At 56.4% G+C, this 20,530-nt stretch carries 7 protein-coding genes; 4 read left to right on the forward strand and 3 right to left on the reverse strand.

Going from position 1 to position 20,530, the window contains the following annotated elements:
• Nucleotides 1-27: 27 nt before the first annotated feature.
• Complete coding sequence (locus EAG14_RS10155) at nucleotides 28-978, forward strand: DNA-binding protein (RefSeq protein WP_240457047.1); 951 nt, start codon at nucleotides 28-30, stop codon at nucleotides 976-978.
• Between the two features lie 663 nt (nucleotides 979-1,641).
• Here EAG14_RS10155 and EAG14_RS10160 read toward each other — a convergent pair.
• The gene (locus EAG14_RS10160; RefSeq protein ID WP_240457048.1) at nucleotides 1,642-2,592 is read right to left on the reverse strand and encodes a DNA-binding protein; all 951 of its coding nucleotides are present in this window, start codon (nucleotides 2,590-2,592) and stop codon (nucleotides 1,642-1,644) included.
• 162 nt (nucleotides 2,593-2,754) lie between these two features.
• On the opposite strand from EAG14_RS10160, the gene EAG14_RS10165 reads away from it, so the two are divergent.
• Nucleotides 2,755-3,834, forward strand: coding sequence for a tyrosine-type recombinase/integrase (locus EAG14_RS10165; protein ID WP_121728762.1), 1,080 nt, complete (start codon nucleotides 2,755-2,757; stop codon nucleotides 3,832-3,834).
• 209 nt (nucleotides 3,835-4,043) lie between these two features.
• Here the strand turns inward: EAG14_RS10165 and EAG14_RS22750 are convergent, their stop codons facing one another.
• Entirely contained in the window at nucleotides 4,044-4,466 is a 423-nt protein-coding gene (locus tag EAG14_RS22750; RefSeq protein WP_162995952.1) for a hypothetical protein, read from the reverse strand.
• Nucleotides 4,467-4,473: 7 nt separating this feature from the next.
• On the reverse strand, nucleotides 4,474-5,115 hold the full coding sequence (locus tag EAG14_RS10175) for a lipopolysaccharide assembly protein LapB (RefSeq protein WP_162995953.1): 642 nt from the start codon (nucleotides 5,113-5,115) through the stop codon (nucleotides 4,474-4,476).
• Between the two features lie 255 nt (nucleotides 5,116-5,370).
• Here EAG14_RS10175 and EAG14_RS10180 point away from each other — a divergent pair, with 255 nt between their 5' ends.
• Nucleotides 5,371-19,074 (forward strand): LysM peptidoglycan-binding domain-containing protein, encoded by a 13,704-nt coding sequence (locus EAG14_RS10180; protein WP_121728765.1) that lies wholly within the window; start codon nucleotides 5,371-5,373, stop codon nucleotides 19,072-19,074.
• Nucleotides 19,017-20,528, forward strand: coding sequence for an HNH endonuclease (locus EAG14_RS10185; RefSeq protein ID WP_121728766.1), 1,512 nt, complete (start codon nucleotides 19,017-19,019; stop codon nucleotides 20,526-20,528). The genes EAG14_RS10180 and EAG14_RS10185 overlap by 58 nt, the downstream gene beginning before the upstream one ends.
• Nucleotides 20,529-20,530: the final 2 nt, after the last annotated feature.

Consider the following 20,530-nt stretch of genomic DNA (forward strand, 5'->3'; position numbering starts at 1 on the left):
CTCGTAAGAGGTCCCCGCGGCGTGCAGATGGAAGATGTCTGGGCTGCCGCCGACGCTGTTTTGAATCAGGGTGAGCGCCCGACGATCGAGCGGGTGCGCCAGCAGCTCGGTCGCGGATCACCCAATACCGTGGGCCCCATGCTGGATGGGTGGTACGGCTCCTTGGCAAAGAGGCTGCTCACCCCTGGGGAGGCGCTCGATAGCGCACAAGACCCGGGCGAGCAACTGCCCGGCCCTGTGCTGAGAGCGGCAAAGACGCTTTGGGGGCGGGCGGTCCAACACGCCCAGGAGGCTGCGACTGCTGAGATGGCCCAGGCACAAGTCGAGCTGGACAAACGCGCAGAAGATCTTAAGCAAGCACAGCAAGATCTTGATCAGGAACGGCAGCGCCTCCAAGACCGCAGTGAAGCCCTTGCGGTGGCCATGCAAGCCAAGGATGCCCAGATCACCGAGGCGGCCGGGCAAGTCAGGGAGCTGCATGCGCAGCTGCAGGCATGCCAGAGCCAGCTTGATGAGGCTCGGGCCCAAAACATTCAGCGTCAACAGGCAGCAGAGGCACAGCGCCTGCGCCATGAAAGCGCAGAGGCCGAGCACCGTACAGAGCGCTTGAGACTGGAGGAGCGCGCCCAGGCCAACGAACGCCGGCTCAACACCGAGGTGGACCGGGTGCGTCAGGAGTCAAAAAAGCTTGCCAGCCAATTGGAGACCGACAACCGAAAGTCGGCTCTCGCACTGGCAGAGGCCGCCGAAAGGATGAGTACCTTGGAAGCCAGGTTGGCCACGTTGCAGGGCGAAAAGGCCCAGCTGGCGAAAGAACTTCAGCTGGCCCGGGACGAATCAACTATCTGGAAAGCAAAGCTTGACGAGCGCAGCAACGACATGTTTGCCGTACTCAATGAACTCCGGGATCGATTGCCCCCCAGCAACAGCGAGACAGCAGCCACAGCTGGACCAGGGCGGAACAGACGCAAACGGTAGGGCGAGACAGCAATAGGTCGACGACGCAAAAGTAGACCTGTCTTCAGTCGCAAAAATGGTTTTTTTGCACCCAATTTCTGTCGCCCGGCTCACCGTGTCTTCGTCCAGCGGGATGTCAAACGAATTACCTGGAGTTGTTGAGATGAATTGAATAAATGCCCAATAGATCAACAAGTTGCGTGAGATATCTCGAAGGACATCAAAGCGATTACCCCGGAAGATGTCAAACGAATTACCTCACCCGCCTGCTTATCTGGCCGGAACCACCGCACAGCAAGCGCATGCAGCTATCAAGACTATAGCGCTTGCGGCGTTTAACATAATATACATCGCATCTAGTAAATGGTTTCTATGCCTAGAGGCTCAAATCGAAGCCGTCTCCTTAACTGAAGTTGTGTCTATTTTTAAAGAGAAGTTGTAACTCATGCACGTGATAGCCGGGCGGCAGAAGCTGGGTTCAGATAACGCGCTAAGCGCGACAAGATTTGGGGTTGAGGCTGCTTTCTGGTGCTTGAGCCTCTTCGGCGGGTGAGGTAATTCGTTTGACATCCCGCTAGGTTGAAGACTTGGTGAACCGGGCAACAGAAATTGGGCGCAAAAAAGCCTATTTTTGCGACCGAAGGCAGGTCTACTTTTGCGTCGCCGACCTATTGCTATCTCGCTCTACCGTTTGCGTCTGTTCCGCCCTGGTCCAGCTGTGGCTGCTGTCTCGCTGTTGCTGGGGGGCAATCGATCCCGGAGTTCATTGAGTACGGCAAACATGTCGTTGCTGCGCTCGTCAAGCTTTGCTTTCCAGATAGTTGATTCGTCCCGGGCCAGCTGAAGTTCTTTCGCCAGCTGGGCCTTTTCGCCCTGCAACGTGGCCAACCTGGCTTCCAAGGTACTCATCCTTTCGGCGGCCTCTGCCAGTGCGAGAGCCGACTTTCGGTTGTCGGTCTCCAATTGGCTGGCAAGCTTTTTTGACTCCTGACGCACCCGGTCCACCTCGGTGTTGAGCCGGCGTTCGTTGGCCTGGGCGCGCTCCTCCAGTCTCAAGCGCTCTGTACGGTGCTCGGCCTCTGCGCTTTCATGACGCAGGCGCTGTGCTTCTGCTGCCTGTTGAAGCTGAATGTTTTGGGCCCGAGCCTCATCAAGCTGGCTCTGGCATGCCTGCAGCTGCGCATGCAGCTCCCTGACTTGCCCAGACGCCTCCGCGATCTGAGCATCCTTGGCTTGCATAGCCACCGCAAGGGCTTCACTGCGGTCTTGGAGGCGCTGCCGCTCCTGATCCAGATCTTGCTGTGCTTGCTTAAGATCTTCTGCGCGTTTGTCCAGCTCGGCTTGTGCCCGGGCCATCTCAGCAGTCGCAGCCTCCTGGGCGTGTTGGACCGCGCGCCCCCACAGCGTCTTTGCCGCTCTCAGCACAGGGCCGGGCAGCTGCTCCCCTGGGTCTTGTGCGCTATCGAGTGCCTCCCCGGGGGTGAGCAGCCTCTTTGCCAAGGAGCCGTACCACGAATCCAGCATGGGGCCTACGGTATTGGGTGATCCGCGACCGAGCTGCTGGCGCACCCGCTCGATCGTGGGGCGCTCACCCTGATTCAGAACAGCGTCGGCGGCGGCCCAGACATCTTCCATCTGCACGCCGCGGGGACCTCTTACAAGATTTGGTTGCATCGCCCTACTCCACTTGATTTTTACCAACGATAATCGGAGCTTATCGCGATAATTTACTTAAATTCATTGCAAACAATACATTGTATGTATTTTAATTTCAATTATGAAGCGTTAGGGGACTAAATGCGCCTGCCAGCTCTAAGAAATGTGTCTGCGCTGCAGCCGGAAATGCTGTCGGATGCCACAGCGCGTGCTGTGGAGGATCTGATGCGCGAGGGCGAGTCCGCCAACACCCTGGCGAGCTATCGCTCGGCGCTGCGGTACTGGGCTGCCTGGTTCAATGTGCGGTATGGGCAACCGATTTCGCTTCCGGTGCCGCCCAGCGCTGTGATTCAGTTCATCGTTGACCACGCTCAACGCACCACGGCTGACGGGCTGGCCCATGAACTGCCGCTAGCGATCGACGAGGTGCTTGTTGAGGCTGGTTTCAAGGGCAAGCGAGGCCCGATGGCTCTCAACACACTGGTGCACCGCGTGGCAGTTCTCTCGAAAACCCACCAGCTCAAAGCCGCCAAGAATCCCTGCCAGGATCCCAAAGTCCGCGAGCTTTTGATGAAAACCCGGCGCGCCTATGGCAAGCGCGGCGACTTGCCCAAAAAGAAGGATGCTTTGACGAAAGATCCGCTGATGGCAATGATCGAGACCTGCGATACCTCGACCCTCAAAGGCCTGAGGGACCGCGCCCTCCTCCTCTTTGCCTTTGCCAGTGGAGGACGGCGCCGCTCAGAGGTTGCCGGGGCTGACATGAAAAATCTCAGGCGCAATGGTCCGTCGTCATTCACTTTTGTACTGGCCCACTCCAAGACAAATCAAGACGCCAGGGACAGGCCAGAGAACTACAAACCGATTGAGGGGCTGGCCGGTGAGGCGTTACAAGCATGGCTGACCGCAACCTGCATCGCCGATGGAGCAATTTTCAGGCGCGTGATGAAAGGTGGGAAGTTGGCAGGAGCACTCTCCCCTGCTTCGGTGCGCGACATCGTCAAGGAGCGCGCCAGCCTTGCAGGCTTGCCTGATGATTATTCGGCGCACTCGCTGCGGTCTGGATTTGTTACCGAGGCTGCAGCGCAGAACGTGCCGTTGGCAGACACCATGGCTATGACTGGACACCGGAACGTGGCAACCGTGCTGGGGTATTTCCGATCATCTGGGCTGAGCCAGGCGGCGAACTTGCTGGACTCCAAAAAGGTCGACTCGAGCTGATCGTAAGTTTGACCTATAGAGTGTGTTTGCTAGGCGCGGGATGCCGGCGCTTCTTACGACATTGCTGCCGTTTGATGATGCCCGTCGCCATAAGTACCAGCACCCACAGGTTGAGATGGATAGCTTTGCACGCGCAAAATCACGGCGCAATGGGCAGTCTTTCATCTTCGCCGCCATTGCTCCAACCCCACAGCCTGCACAACGTGCTTCTACTGATGTAGGGATTCCAGCAGATGATCCGCCGTCGCCAAACTACCCTGAAGAAGCGCGGGATCAGATTGGATCATTTGCTCGACCTGATCGACGAGTGGCTTGAAGCCAGCATCCGCACCCCAGGCTTCACCAAACTCCTTGAGCAATACCGACTCCAAAAAGAATCGAAATGCCTTGCGGCGTTTGCCGGGATCTTGATGTGAGATGCCTTTAAGTTGCCTCACTAAGCGTGCATCAAGGTCCGCGCCACCAGGGCTGCTGCTATCGCCCTCTTTGGCACCATGTAGCGAGGTATTTTGGACATCAGCAGAGTTCGGTGGGGCGACCGACTGCGGTCGACTTTGATTCGTGCCGACAGGTGAGGCTGTGTGCGAACGTAGCAGTGCTTGCAGCGCCGCAGTGGCGTCAATGCGACTCATCAGTGAATCAAATTTTGCTGTTGGTAGTTGGATAGCAAGAAGTGAGAGTCTTTCTCTGCATCCTCCAACGCCTCAGCCCCCCCCCTATCGTGGGGTTTGCTTCCAATATTTTGTCAATTTCCGCGATGATCTTTTGGATATCGCTAGACATGGGTGGATTGGTGTCATTGGCAGTCACACCTGTGAGGAACAACTTCTTTGCTTCTGCGAACCGGTCGTCCGCCAATGCAGAAAAGCCCTGCACCCACAAGAAAAGAGGGCTGTGATTGCCAAGTGCCAGCAAAGGCTGCCAAGTCACAAACGCCATGGCGGCCCTGCCACTACTGAACTGCAGCAGCCCAAGCTGATAGCGGGCGAGATGCAAATCCGGGGCTATCAGAATGGCCGCCGCGAAGCACTCTTCCGCCTTTTCCAAGTTGCCAAGCGAAGCCCATTCCGATGCCATTAAGAACGCTGGTAGGGCAGATTCAGGCAACTCTTGAGCGGCCTGGGCAAACAGCTCCAAGGCCAGTTCTGAATTCCCATCGGCACTGGCATCAAGCGCTGATTGCAAGCACGGAGGTAACGAAGGGGTGGGGTTCATAGGGGAATGTTCAAAAAATGCAGAGAGGTGACACCCGATGAAGTCAGCGCCGGGGTCTTGTTGCATCCATTCTCATTGAACGCGGCAGGGTCACCCTCCATGGCTGCGCTTTTTTGACGGTCTTTTGTTTCAATGTGCACTCATGAGAGTAAAAATTTTGAATCTCAACCTATTGATTTTAAAGGAAAAAAATCTAAAACACCGATTGTTTCTGCGCCAAACCAGCAGATTTCGCTAAACGATTTTTAAATCCTGTGGATGTATTGGCTAGTGCCCCCGCTGCTGGTTTGCTGGGGGTAAAAGTCTCTACAGGTGTCAAGCATGGTTGCTATCGTTAGCGGAAACAGTCTGGGTCTCAGCACAAGCTCTTTGTCCACGTTGGCCCAACGGGGCATCTTTGGCAACGCTGCACAAGGCCGCAACGGCGAGCAGACCTTTGTCAATATCGCGACCGGTAACTTGGTGCTCAGCGATTCAGATGATCGCTTGATGGCCCATGGTGGTGGCTTTGAGGCTGTTCGAACCTACAACAGCCAGGGACTGCTGAACGACGACAACGGGGACAACTGGAGCGCTGGGGTTTACCGCCAACAACTCACGCTCTCCGGCACGGTAAACACCGCCGGCAGCACGGTCACGCGCATTGCGAGGGACGGCGCGGTATCGGTGTACGAATGGAACGCTGCAGCCTCAGCCTATGTGTCCAAGGATGGCGCAGGCGCGTACGACCAGATCAAGGCCCAAGGCAGCGGCTTTATCTGGGCTGATGGGGCTTCCCAGGCCCAAGAAACCTATGACGCCGCGACCGGCCAGCTGCGCAGCTCCAAGGACAGCAGCGGTAACGTCACGACTTACGCGTATCACCCCAGTGGCAACCTTGCATCTGTCACCACGGCCAGCGGCGAGACAACCTATTACGACTACAGCGGCAACAACCTGACACAGGTTCGCTCGGTGACCAGTGATGGGAAGACCACCACGCGCGTTCGCTATACCTACGACACCAGCAATCGGCTCAGCACTGTGCAGGTGGACCTCTCTCCCGCAGACAACGTTGTCTCGGATGCCAAGGTCTACACTACCACCTATACCTACGACGGCACAAGCAAGCGGATTGCCTCCATCACGCAAAGCGATGGCACCAGCCTGAGCTTCACTTACGTGCAGGCCGGTGGACAGTATCGCGTTGCCACCGTGCGCGACGCGCTCAACCAGACCACGACCTTCGCCTACGACCTGGCGACGCGCACCACGACCGTCACAGATCCGCTGGGCCTCAAGACCACCTACGTTTACGACGCTGCAGGCCAACTCACCAGTGTCAACTCGCCTTCCGTCAAGGGGGTGGTGCTGACAACCTCCTATCTCTACAACGCCAACGGTGATGTGATCCAGGTGACGGATGCCGAAGGCAAGAGCGTCTCCATGGAGTATGACGCTTCAGGCAACCAGGTCCTGCAGCGCGATGCCGTCGGCAATACGGTGCGCAGAACCTTCAGCAGCAGCAATCGTTTGCTCACTGAGACGACATACACGGTTGCTGACCCGGATGGCGCTGGCAGTGGTGTGCCTCAAGGCCCGACGACGGCGCGCTATGTCTACGACACGGCCAACCCCAACCTGATGCGTTTCTCCATCAGCGCTGAAGGTCGTGTAACCGAGTACCGCTACAACGCCTACGGTGAGCGGACTGTCGCACTGCAGTTTGCTCAAAATTCGTTCTACCCTGTTTCTGCACTTGCGCCAGACGAAACTCCAACTCTGGACGCCATGACGACGTGGTCGGGGCAACAGGACCTGACCACCCTCTCTCGGGTTGACTACCAATACGATGCCCGAGGTCAACTCACGGAAAGTGCTGCCGCACAAAAAACCACCTCTACCGGTGTTACGGACACTACGGGCCAAATCGTTCGCCAGACCTATATCTATAGCCAGACAGGCCAGTTGCTGTCAACGATACAGCAGACCAGCTCCGGCAATGCCATCACGACATACACCTACGACGGGATGGGGCGGCTGCTGTCGACCACCAACGCCCTGGGGCAGACCACCGTCAACACCTATGACGACGCAGGTAACCGGACCACGATAGTCGCTGCCAATGGCCTGCGAACCATCCAGACCTACAACAAGGCTGGGCAACTGATCAGCGTGCAGCAAGCCACTGCAACCGTGGCGGATCTGGGTAAAACCCAGTACTTCTATGACGCCGATGGCCAGCTGCGCATGACGCAGGGGCCCACGGGTGAGCGGAACTGGACCTTGCTGGATGAAGCCGGTCGCAAGGTCGCAGACATTGACCCCACGGGCACGCTGACAGAGTACGTCTACAACAAACAGGGCTTGCTGACCCGAACCATCCGGTATGCAGCAGCGGTGAATACGGCCACGCTGGTCAATGCGTCCGGGCAGCCCTCCAATCCAACGCTGGACAGCATCCGCCCTGCGACCAACGCGGCAGACCGCAGCGAGTGGAGAGCGTACGATGACAGTGGCCGCCTCCTCAAAACGGTGGATGCCCTGGGTTCGGTGGCCGAGTACACCTACGACGGCAAGTCCCAGTTGCTGTCCATCCGTCAATATGCCAATCGCGTTGCGGTGGCGTCGCTGGGCAACACCCCCACAGCCGCCAGCATCGCCCCCGCGGCGAACAACGCGACGGATCGCCTCACACGCAACTTCTACGATGCGGATGGTCTGCTGCAAGGCAGTCTGGATGCTGAGGGATACCTCACAGAGCATCGCTACACCTCCGCAGGGCTTCGCTACATAACGGTCCGTTATTCCACGGGCGTAGCCACCGCCTCGCTAGGTGGCACCACGCTTGCCTCACTGCGCCCAGCCACTACTGACAAAGACGTGGTCACCGTCAAGATCTTTGATGGCACAGGCCAGGTGCAAGCAGAAATCGATGCCGAAGGCTACGTCACCACGTTCAAGTACAGCGCAGCGGGACTGCTCATAGAAAGCAAACGCTTTGCGACCAAGCTCAGCCAAAGCGCCATCAACTTGGCGCAGAGCCAGCCTGTCTCCATCAGCCAGCTCGTACTGCCGGCCAGTAGCTCTCAAGACCAGACCACACTGACCAGCTACGACGCCCTGAACCGTATTGCGGCAAGCACGGATTACCTGGGCACACGTACTGAGTATTCCTACGATGAAGTGGGCAACCTGATCAAGACCACCCGTGCGGCGGGAACGACAGAAGCTTCCAGTCTCGCTAAGAAATATGACGCGCAAGGGCGGTTGGTTGCTGAGCTCTCTGCAACTGGCTATGCACTGATCACCGCGTCAATGACCACGGCGCAGATCAACGATGTGTGGGCTAAATACGGTAACACCCACGCATACGACCTGTCCGGCCGGCGCACAAGTACAACGAATGCAGTCGGCAACAAGACCTTGTTCTTTTACGACCGTGATGGCCGACTGAGCCACACCATCAACGCCCTTGGCGAGGTCACCGAGACCCAGTACAACAACTTTGGGCAAGTCAGTGCCACCATCGCTTACAGCAAGCGCATTGCGCTGACCTCGCTCACCGGGGCCAATGCCGGAGGCTTGGTCAACGCCACGCTGACGAGTCTGTTGACTGCGGCCCGCACCCCAGCCTCTGACAAAGTCACCAGCTACACCTACGACGTTGTGGGCAACTTGGTGCAGACTACAGATGCCTTGGGCTTCCAGCGCAACTACGTCTACAGCACGTTCCGCCAAGAAACCCAGCGTACTGAGGCGATCTCCAGCACATCGAGCACCACCACTCTGACAGGCTATGACCGCAGGGGCCTGCTCGTTAACCAAACCCGTGACTCAACGGGATTGGCTGCAACGTTCAGCTACCAGTACGACGCATTCGGCAACCAGATCGGTTGGGTGGATGCCAAGGGCTTCACTCGCCAAAAAACGTTTGACCGACTGGGTCGAGAAGTGCGCAGCCTCAATGCTCAGTCAGCCGCCACAGAAACGACCTACGATGCATTCAATCGCGTCATTCGACAGTACGACGCCGTCGGAAATACGACAACCTACGTTTATGACGCTGCGACGAACAGTGTCACCATCTCGAGCGACGACGGCATTCTTCTCAAGAAGACCTTCAATCGCCTGGGCGATACCATCAGCATCACCGATGCCCGTGGCAGCGTAACCAGCTACACCTACAACGCAGATGGTCAAGAGACGGGCTCTGCTGTTGAGGTCTGGCACTTTGACACCAATGGCGTAGAGATTGTGCGCACTGCCAATGCCTACGATGGCGCTGGGCGCCTGATCGAGAGCACGAATCCCAACGGTGTTCGCACCAAAGTCACGTATGACGCTGCCAACCGGGTCTTGACCCGGTCAGTGGATTCGGCGGGATTGAACCTGACGACGACCTACGCCTACGATGCCCTGGGCCGCCAGATCAGTATCACATCGCCAGAAGGCTCCGTCATCGAACTCAAGTACGACGCTCAAGGCCAGCTGATTGAGCAGATCGTGGATGCCAAAGGCTTGGCACTGTCCACTCGCTACACCTACGATGGCCTAGGCCAGACGCTGCAGGTGACCAGCCCCCAGGGCACGGTGACGCGTTACACGTACGACACAGCAGGCCGACGAATCAGCGAACAGATTGACCCCGATGGGCTGAATCTCACGCGCTCGTACGTCTACGACAAGAACAACAATGTCGTTCGCAGCACGGATGCCAACGGCAACGTCAGCTTTTACTTCTACGATCAAGAAAACCGCCAGATTCTGTCGATTGATGGCGCTGGCTCCATCAAAGAGATTGCCTACGACCTGATCGGTCGCGTGAGCAAGACCACCCAGTACCGCCAGGTTTTCACAGACGCGAACTTGCTGCAGCAGTACGCCAGCGGTGGGGCGGTGTTTGGGCCCTCTGGCTGGGAGTCCCAGGTTCGCTCCAAGATTGTGGCGTCCGCCAACGATCAGATTGAGTACCGCACCTACGACGCTAACAACCATCTGCAATCGATCGTCACCGGACTCGGCGAGGTCACGCTCTTTGTACGCGATGGCAACGGCAACGTGTTGGAGCAGCGTCGTTTCTACAACTCCATCCAGGTTGGGGGTGCTGGTGGTTGGATGCCTGGAACATTGCCCCAGCCGGTACGCGACGAGCTCTTTGATCAATGGACACGAAGTGCCTATGACAGTCTCGGGCGCGTGGCGGCGACCATCAACTCTGTGGGGGCGGCCACCAAGTTAAGTTATGACGCAGCCGGTAACCTCACCCAACGCGTGAGTTATGCAAAGCCTGTCAAGATCAGTAGCTACCCCACAGATGCGTCCTTCATCGCAGAGCTCGCTGCCCAGGACGGTGCTGCCGAAAACATTGTCACCAAGAACATATACGACGCAGCCAATCGGCTGACGTGGACTGCCGATGGCACCAGGGCTGTGACGCACTTGCGATATGACCGCGATGGTCATGTTGTCAAGAAGGTGCGCTTTGCTACCGCCATCAGCACAAGCAGCACACCGCAAAGCGCCACCCAGAGTACCAACGACCAGATCACCGACTATGTCTACGACAAGGCCGGGCGACTGACGTACACCGTGGAGGCCAACGGAGCCACCACCCGGAACATCTATGACCGCAACGGCAATCTGAAGCAGCGCGTTGAATACGCTACTGCGATCACTCCACCCATATTTAAGCCCGGAGCCGTCTTTGGCCCATCTGACCCAAGCAATTACTATGAGTCATCCATTGGCTCTTACATCAAGACTTCCCCAAGTGACCGGACTTCAACGTGGGCGTATGACAAAGGCAACCGCCAAGTTCTGGAAGTAGATGCCACCGGCGGCGTGCGCCAGACCTTCTACGGCAAGCTACAAAGCACCAAGTCGTCGGGGGCCCTTGCGGGCGCCAACGCTGTCACCGTAGTTGCATATGCCAATGCAGTCAGTCTCACTGGACTGGCTGCAGCGGACATCACCGTAGATGCAATCCTTGCACGGCTGCAAACCAACGCTGATCTTGACCGCGCGACCATCCAGGTGCTCGACGGTGCCAACCGGGTAGCAACAACAGTGGATGCTGCTGGCTACGCCATCAGCAACGACTATGACGGCACGGGCCAGCTCATCCATACCGTGCAGTACGGCCAGGCAGGAGGCGCAGCCTCGGCACTGGATCGCCACGCCTTCTACGTCTATGACGGCGCTGCTCGCCTGACAGAACGCACGGACGCACTGGGGCACAAGGAAAGCTACACCTACGACGCCCTGGGCAACAAAACGTCCTTCACGAATCCCCTGGGCGCCGTCTGGACCTATGCCTACGACCAAGCAGGCCGCATGGTTCGCGAGATCTCGCCTATGGTTGAGGTTGTTAACCAGAGCCAGGGCGGTCTGGGCGCCACTGCTGCCTCCAGCTACAGCCAGACGCAGATTTCGCGCATCGTCACCGAGCTCAAGTACGACACGCTGGGCAACCTCATCAGCCGCATCGAGGCGTCTGGACTGCCAGAGCAGCGCACCACCGAATACCGCTATGACTTGGCGGGCCGGCAAATTCGCACGATCTTCCCGGCTGTCGGGGTGTACGCTCCCGAGTCCAAAGAAGCGCTGTTAGCCAATGGACAGTCTGGTGCTGCCAGCCGCTCGGAGTCTCAGCCACAATCGCTCTACAGCGAAACCTTATACGACACGCTGGGCAATGCGATTGCAGGTCGAGATGTCAGCGGCAATTGGTCCTACAAGGCCTACGACCGCCTCGGCCGGGTGTCTTACGAAATAGACGCTGTCGGTTACGTCACCAGCTACACCCGCAACCGCTGGGGTGATGCTGAAGGGCTAGTGCGGTATGCAGAGCCGTCTACCCTGACCCTGTCTAACCCCAGCACAGGTTTCAAAGCCAGCGATATTGCCACGCACATGTCCGCCAAGAGTCACGTCGCAGACCGTGACTTGATCATGTCTTACGACAAGATGGGGCGTTTGTTGCAGACCCAAGAGCCACTCGTCTTCAACTACGACAGCCAGACAGGCGAGCAAAGCACCGGGCGCAAAACCACCACCAACTCCTACAACGCGTTTGGGGACCTGATCGCTGTCTCATCCATCCAGGGTTCATCCCGCTGGGCATTCACATCCCACGAATACAACAAGCTGGGCCAGCGCATCGCCACCGTTGACCCTGCAGGCTACCTCACCACCATGTCCTACGACATGGCTGGTAACCTGCTCAAAAAGGTGGAGTTTGCCCAGGCTCAAGGGGTGGCGCGTCCTGAGGCGGATACAGCCAAGGGCGATCGTGTCACCGAGTACCAATGGGACAACCTGAACCGCAAGACTGCCGAGATCAAAAAAGGGGTTCTCTACAGTGAAGTGGATGGCACTGCGGCCGCCGTCAAAGACAGCCGGGGTGACCTCACCACCAGTTACAAATATGACGCTGTCGGCAATTTGTTGCTGACCACGGACGCAGCGGGCGGAAAAACTTACAGCTACTACGATGCCCTGGGCCGTGTCACCTCAGTCATCGCGCCGCAGATCGCTGGCCAGGGCGGCGCTTGGACCGAGTTCAAGCGTGACGCCTATGGCAACGCCCTGCTCACCATCGAGCGGGCCAGCGGTGTGAGCGTGCTACCGGATGGCTGGGCCATTAAGTTAGGTCTTGGCGCGAGCCGCTATACGGCGACCCGCTTTGATGCATCCGGCAAAGCCATCCAGGTGATGGACGCCATGAACAACAGCCGCTTCTTCTCGTACGACGCGGCTGGCAGGCTCGCCAAGGAATGGCAGACCGTTACCGTCAAAAACGCCAATGGATCCAGCGGTCAGGAAACCCTCTGGACCGCCTATGCCTACGACAACCTGGGTCGGCAGATCAGCCAAACCAAGCCCGTGCAGCGCAGCATGGACACAAGCGTGCAACTGGCGGGAAAAACCAGCTTTGTGTACAACGCATTTGGAGAGTTGAGGGAGAAATCCGTCACCGAAAGCGCTGCGTCCACTCCAGACGCCAACGCCACCTTGATCCACAAGGAAACCTACGAGTACGACAACGCAGGCCGCGTGTGGCGTACCAACGCGGGTGACGGCGTGTACAAGGTGCTGGCCTATAACGTAGAGGGTCAGCAGACTTCACAGATTCTGGCCACAGGCGCAACCGGTCTGCAGACCTATGCCAGCACGCAAGCGACCTTGGCAGCGCAGGCTGGCAGCCCTGCCCTGTTCAGCCGCTCGGACATGCGCTACGACAAGCTGGGGCGTCTCACGCAGACCTTGGAGCCCGAGCGCGTCAATGAGAAGGCGATGAGTGTGACGACCCGCCAGAACATGCTCTATGGCGTCATTACAAAGAGCAGTGTGGTGGACGGGAAACTCAATCGAGGGCTCAACCAAGTGGACTTGGTATGGCGCTCATTGGAAGATCTCGGCAGTGGCGATGTTCGAATTACGCTGGTGTATGACACAGCTAAATACACCACCGAGGAAAATAGAGACGATCAATTTATAGGTGAACACCCCGCATCTTATGGATTGAAACGCAGTGTCATCGCTAGCGCTGAAGAGGCTAAAACTGGCTACGTATTCAAGTGGGATGATACGTTTGCCAACCAATACTACGGTATTGGAAAAATTCAACGCATCCAAGTGGAGAAAATGGATGTTTTTGGCAAGTGGGCATCCTTGTACGATGTCGCACCATCGGAGCAGGTCACGGCTCTGAACTGGAGCCAAGCGACAAGTCCAGGGTATATCTGGAGTGAGGCGGCTGATGGGCGATCGCCAATATATAGACTTTACAACCGTTATTCAGCCGCGCACTTTTTAAGTACGGATGTTACAGAACGGGACCGCCTCCTAAACCAAGGAAATGGATGGTTGGATGAAGGCACAGCAGGCTATGTCAATAGCACGCAGTCCGCTGGGCTTGTCCCTTTATACAGGCTACAGCTTGTAGGTTCAGATGTAACAATTTACACGGCAAACATTACTGAAGCACAAAAATTGCAAGCCGGCAATAGTACGCTTGCGCCTGGGAAGTGGGTATATAAGCGGATTGATGGCTATGTGGTAGATCCAGCTACAACCAAAGTGCCCGAAGGGGCTGTGAAATTTTGGGGCCTACAAAGAAATACGAGCAGCACTGTTGTTGGCAGCATTTTGTATACCACATCACAAAGTGATGTGAACGCCCTTTTAGGTCTAACCCCAGTGCCTGTTGGGCAAACAAATACTAAGCCAATGCAGTTGTACTCTGCTGCATTGGGTTTGAGTATTGAGGTTAGCTATCCCCAGAATTTAGTTAGCAAAACTTACCTTTCATTCCGGCGTTATGGATCTAACGGTGAGTGGACAACTCCTGCTGCAGAAAAGTTTCAGCAGGCATTTGGATCGGCCCACCGTTTTGATTTGAGCAAGCTAGGTTTGGATCCAGGTGGTTATGAATATCGAATTACAAATGTGGAGGATGGATCTTCTGCAACGCGAGAAGTGGGAAATGGAACCTTCACAATTTATGGTACGGGATCTCCTGATACAGATAGTTATGCACCAATACCAAGCGGAGTAAGCCAAGGCAGTGCCGTTATTGATACGCAGCCTTATAGAGTACTGCAATGGGCAAAGCCCACTGCCGATTGGACAGTCAAATTCCGCTATAAGACATCCGGAAGCACAGCCGCGTGGACGGAGCGCGCCGTGGGAACTGGGGTATTTGCATACGGAGATGGCCGAACTTCTGGTTTAGGTGCGGGAATGCAGGGCGTTGCTCTGAATTTTGGTGCGGGTGCTTTTGACTACGAAGTCATCTTTGAAAATGCAAAAACTGGTGAAAAACTCCGATCCACAGGAAATGTCCTCCAACCTACGGATTTAGCTCTTGTCAACACGACGCCAGCAATTGTCAAAACACAAAACAATGTTATCAACAATGGCATAGTTGGGTATGTTTGGACAACACCTGCGCCGGGGCGAGTTCCACTCTATAGATACTACTTGGTCTACCAAGGCCTTGACCACCACATTACGACAGCTGATCCAACCGTCATCGCGGAAATGGAGGGGATGATAGCGAGTGGTGCAGTAGTGAGGGATGGAATAGTTGGGTACGTGGAAACCACGCAGACTGCTAATAATGGACGTCTGTATCAATACATCTACGGCGGGAAAAATATATTTCGATTGACTGCCAACTTTGCAGATATTGGTAGCGCGGTGATTCTTAAGGAAAAGCCAGCCGCCAATATGGTTTGGAGCGATAGATGGTATCAAAATGCCTATCAGCTTGATGGCTATATTTCATACGTGCCAATTGAGGGCACAGTTCCCCTCTATGCCATCTATGATGGAAACTCAAAGGGAAATTTAACCATTGGAGATTATCTAACTTCAGCAAGTGAATATGAGGTTACGCAGTACGATATGCTGCGAGCGGGGACAGCTGCAACAGCGAACGTACCAGGAGTAGCTCTTTCCAAGGCAATGATCGATGGTCAGACATTGAATGTTTTGCAATGGTCGACGCCTGCGGTGGGAGCGAGAGTCAAGGTTTCCGTAACGCCTGCCATGCCAGACGGGAATACCACACCATTTATCTTCAAACAAGGCGATGGTCGTTCCCAGTTTGCTAAATCAGCCGCCCTTCAAGGTTTTTCACTGGAAACACTGCGGCCAGGTGAAACCTACAAGGTTCAGATAGAAATTGAATATCCTGGAGCTAGCAGTCAGAAACCCTATACTGCGCGTACAGATGTAACAATTACCATTCCTTTATCAGGAGCAGGTTCCGCACTGATTCAGAAAGATACAACCGCACCCTTTACACCCCAGATACGGGTTTTTGCTGCGCCAGCTATCAATCTGACCAACCGGGCCGTCACCAATCGTGAGTATGACCGCTGGGGCAACCTCACCATGGTGGACGACCCTCGCACGCAGACGGACGGTCTGCGATACAAAACAACCTACGAATACAACGCAAACAATCAGCTTATTTCCCAGAGTAAGCCGCTCAACTTCAACAACGTAAACCCAGCAACCACCCGCTACTACTACGACCAGCTGGGCCGCCAGATTGGCGTGCGTGACGGCGTGGGCACCGGTGCGGGGGAGACAGGCAACCTCAATGTGCAGGTCTATGACGCTGCAGGCAACGTGGTGGAAGAGCGCCACGCTGATGGCGGAAGGATCAGCTACGTATACAACATGTTTGGAGACAAGATAAGTTCAAAGCAACTTGTGAACTCCAGCAGAGAGGTTGTTACAAACTATCAATATGATCAGCTTTCCCGTTTGGTCAATGCCAGTCTTGAAAAAGCTCAGACTCGTTGGAGTGTTGTCTCTTTGGACAAAGATGTGTCCCGGGGTGCATTGGACACATCGCAAGCTTTGGATAAGCAACACCTCCAAAACGGAGCTGAGCTGACTTACGAGTCATACACCCTTCTGGAACAAAACGAGTACGACGAAGCCGGCCGTAAGGTGCGCGTGATCAACGGCAACGGCGAAGCCACCCGCTACCAATACGACAAATCCGGCAACGTCATCACCAGCGGCCAAGAAGTGCCCTCTTCCACCGGCCCCGCCACCCTGGCTTACACCGTCCAATACCGCTACGACAGCGCAGGCCGCAAGATTGCCCAGCAGGATGCCAACGGCGCAACGAGCGCTCAAACTTGGTCCTACAACACCACCGGCCAGCTCACCGGGCGCACCGATGGTGCTGTCACCTACAGCTATTCCTTCACCAACGCGGGCAAGCTCTTGCAAACCCGCGCCAGCAACGGCCAGAGCCTGGACTACCAGTACGACGGCGCAGGTCAGCTCATCCGCATCCAGGACAACTACCTGGGCCAGACCAGCACCTATACCTACGACCTGGCAGGCAACCGGATCACCGAGCGCGTGACGCAAAAGACGACTCTCACCAATGGTGAAGTGGCAAACGTTGTCTACCAAGATAACAAGCTCTTCTACGATGGCCAAAACCGCCTCTATGCGGCCTTTGATGGTCGTGCAGATGTACGCATCAAATATGACCGATCAGGTAATCGAAGTTCCGTAGAGACCCGGGTGCTCACCCAGGTGGCTGACAAGAACCAGCCTACCGGCATGAAGGAAACCCTCAACGAGTCGATTGTGAGCTACACCTACGACAGCATGAACCGCCAGCTCAGCAGCCGGAGCGTTTCTAAAACAGGTGACACATTGGAGTGGCACACATACCGGTATGACCTTGCCGGAAACCGAGTCGAAGAACAAAGTGCCGTCAAAAACACGGACAGCACGGGTGGACCATTCAAGGGGGGAACCACTCTCTATACTTACGATGACTTGCATCGCCTGGACATGCAGATGGTGGGTGGTCCAGATCAGGTTTATCGGTATTACTACGACGGAGCTGGTCGCACGGTAGCGACCCAATCAGTCCTGTATGCGCGTGAGGGCAACTTCAACGAATACCGTTACAACCAGTTTGATGCAACCGGCCATCTTCAAAACTCCAAGATGGTCAGCCGTGATCCGAACAATCGCACGGTCCGGAGTTACTCTAGCGTTGCATACCACAACACGGGTAGCACTACTGGATTGGGCTACGACGCAGCAGGCAATTTGCTGGGCTATCGCCAGGTGGGGGACGACGGCAAGGGATCGGTTACCACCTACACCTACAAGCGCGTCAACGGTGGATACGTCCAAGACACTGCGACGACTCTCAAGGATGGTCAGCGGCCTGAGGAAGCAGCCAAGACCCAGACCTGGTACGACGCCAACGGCTTCATCAGCAATATCGTGCAGCCCAGTGCGAGTGACAGCGCGACCCAAGTCGATTACTCCAAGCGTTTCAACCGTGCATTTGTCAACGATACACAAGGTAACGTCCTGTACGTCAATCAAGGCGCATCGCAGACAAGCCGTATTGAAAACAAGGCTGGGGGCTACATTGGTGGTTGGGTAGGCGACAGCTTGAATCCAGGCAACATCCAGCGCCAGATGGTGGTCGGTGGAGAGGTGTTGGCGCGCTATGGTAGCGCCCCCGATAGCGAAAAACCCCTGACGGCCAACAATGCAGCGCCCAACTATGTAAACACGGCGGAGTTCTACGTGGGGGCATCGCCGATGCCGATTAAGGGCGGCAGTACCAGCCCAGTCTCCTATACCGTCGTGGGCGGAGAAAGCCTCAAAGACATTGCCCGTAGCGTGTTGGGCGATGCTGGTCTGTGGTGGCGCATTGCAGAAGCCAATTCACTGGCAGTGTCTGCAGATGCGCCCCTGATCGCGGGACAGACACTGACGGTACCCAAGGTGCCGTTGAGCGCCAACAGCGCAGACACACTGCGGCCGTATGAGCCGGGCAAAGTCATTGGCAGCCAAGATCCTGTATTGCCCGAGCCTGCAGCAGCGGGGGGTAAAAAGGGATGTGGAGGGATTGGCAAGGTTTTGATGGCCGTTGTGGCTGTCGTGGTCGCTGTCTATGCGCCGTATCTGCTTCAAAACATCTTACCCAACATGATCGGGGCGAGCGGTGTTACGGCAGCGGGTGCAGCAGTTGGTGCAGCCGCAGGCTCTGCTGCCAGTCAGTTGGTTGGAATTGCGATCGGGGAGCAAGACAGCTTTAGCTGGAAGGCCGTGGGATTGGCGGCCCTGAGCGGGGGCATCAGTGCTGGCCTGGCAGGCACCGAGTTGCTAGGGGGTACGAATTTGGGCACCACCATCGCCCGAGCCGCCACGGCTAATGCACTCACCCAAGGGATTGGCGTGATGACCGGGCTGCAAAAGAGCTTTGACTGGAAGGGTGTAGCCGGCGCTGCCGTAGGCGCTGGGGTGGGTTGGGGGTTGAATGAAGCGCTGGGAGTGACAGTGGATGGCAAGACAAATGTCAACGCCAATGCGTCGAACCAGGCGTTCTTTGGTATGGGGGCCGCGGGAGCGGTGCTGCGTGGCACGTTGTCGGGGCTGGGGCGGGGACGGCTGCCGCTATTGCAAGAGGTGGCAAGGTGGCGATCCAGCAAGTCGCGGCGGATGCGTTTGGCAACGCTTTGGGCAGCAGCCTAGCCGATGCGATAAGGCCTCAGAGTAAGGAGACGGAGAGTCCCAGAGCTCGTGAGACTCAAGCACGGAACGTACAGGCAGAAAACGCGTTGCTCTACGGTTTAGATTCAGATGACGGCGGTATGGGCTTGCGGCTCGGTGGCGGTTCAGGTTTGAGCTATGGCAGCTTGCGTGCCGGCGGCTTGTCGGTGCAGGAAGACTCCTATGGAGATGATGGGTTGAGTGATTTGCCCGCGTTTGACCTCTTCGAATCTGGACCGATCGTGGCAGGTCCTGGTGGGGCTCCTTCTCAACTCATCAAGGTTGGTGCCTCGGCTGAGTGGCGACGTTATCAGGAATCCGTCTACAGCGCGCTGGACGATCTCAATGCCGCCGTCAGCATGGGTGGCCAAGACCCAGCCAGACTGGCCGAATTGCGCGGTAGCTTGGACGCACTCAACAGCCTCCGTATTGATATGCAGACTGATCCTTCAGTGATGCGAGAAATATTAGACCGCAGCCTGACTTTTACGAACAATCCACGCGACAGTCAACGTGATCTGGAAAGGGTGGCAATGCTGGGCGCCTTCGGCGATACCAACACCGTACAACGCATTGCAGTTGCTACGGCCAACGCAGGCGGTGTGGGTCGCGCGTCAGCGCAGGGGATTGCAGACAATCTGAATGAGCTTGGGTTGTTTACCAATGCGCAGGTCAACGCTATGAGGGGCGATGCGGGTGTTCTTGCTAGTGCACCCGGCGTATATCTAAATACTTTGTTGGATATGCGAAGCCACGTGGATAGCACCATGCTGTATATCGCCAGCATGAGCGGCGAGCAGATGGCGCAACTGGGCAGCTACACCGAAAAGGTGATGGACCAGGGCGGTATGACCCGCTACCAAGACAACGAGAAGTTAGCCGGAATGTTCTCCAGCATGCAGGCGACAGGCGCTGGCATAGCGCGGGTGGGCGAAGGTTTGTCGGTGGTAGGCATGGGCCTACGCAATTTCGCTTCGAGCCTCGGGCAGTCCATCGGTAACATGAACCCAGACATCCTGGTCAACAGCACCGTTGGGCGCATGTTGAGTTGGACTATTGGGCCGATGTATGTAGTCCCGAGGGGATACAGTGTTGCATACGAAATGAAGCTGAATCCGCAGGATTATGGAAAGAGCGCAGCAACTCATAACAAACGAGCTGCAGAAAGTTTGAGAGCGAGTTTGGCTCAGGATCCGGAGCAGGCAGCCATGATGGAGGCGCTAGGAGTTAAACTTGGTACAAAGTCGACGCCACAGGGTTGGACATGGGAGCATGCATCATCATCTGCGGCCGCCGGTCAAACTGGAGTCATGAGACTCGTTCCACGCAATCAGCACACGCCGGGTTCGGATTGGTGGAGAGTTATCCATCCTGATCCCGGTGCAGCTGGGGGATATGCTGAATGGGCTAGGCCAGCTGGTGCGCCAAAAAGGTAAAG

This window comes from Acidovorax sp. 1608163 (assembly GCF_003669015.1).
GTDB lineage: Bacteria > Pseudomonadota > Gammaproteobacteria > Burkholderiales > Burkholderiaceae_C > Acidovorax.

Excerpts from the sequence above, each read along its gene's own strand:
- EAG14_RS10155 (WP_240457047.1), top strand. The coding sequence starts at position 28 with ATGGAAGATGTCTGGGCTGCCGCCGACGCTGTTTTGAATCAGGGTGAG.
- EAG14_RS10160 (WP_240457048.1), bottom strand. The coding sequence starts at position 2,592 with ATGGAAGATGTCTGGGCCGCCGCCGACGCTGTTCTGAATCAGGGTGAG.
- EAG14_RS10165 (WP_121728762.1), top strand. The coding sequence starts at position 2,755 with ATGCGCCTGCCAGCTCTAAGAAATGTGTCTGCGCTGCAGCCGGAAATG.
- EAG14_RS22750 (WP_162995952.1), bottom strand. The coding sequence starts at position 4,466 with ATGAGTCGCATTGACGCCACTGCGGCGCTGCAAGCACTGCTACGTTCG.
- EAG14_RS10175 (WP_162995953.1), bottom strand. The coding sequence starts at position 5,115 with ATGCAACAAGACCCCGGCGCTGACTTCATCGGGTGTCACCTCTCTGCA.
- EAG14_RS10180 (WP_121728765.1), top strand. The coding sequence starts at position 5,371 with ATGGTTGCTATCGTTAGCGGAAACAGTCTGGGTCTCAGCACAAGCTCT.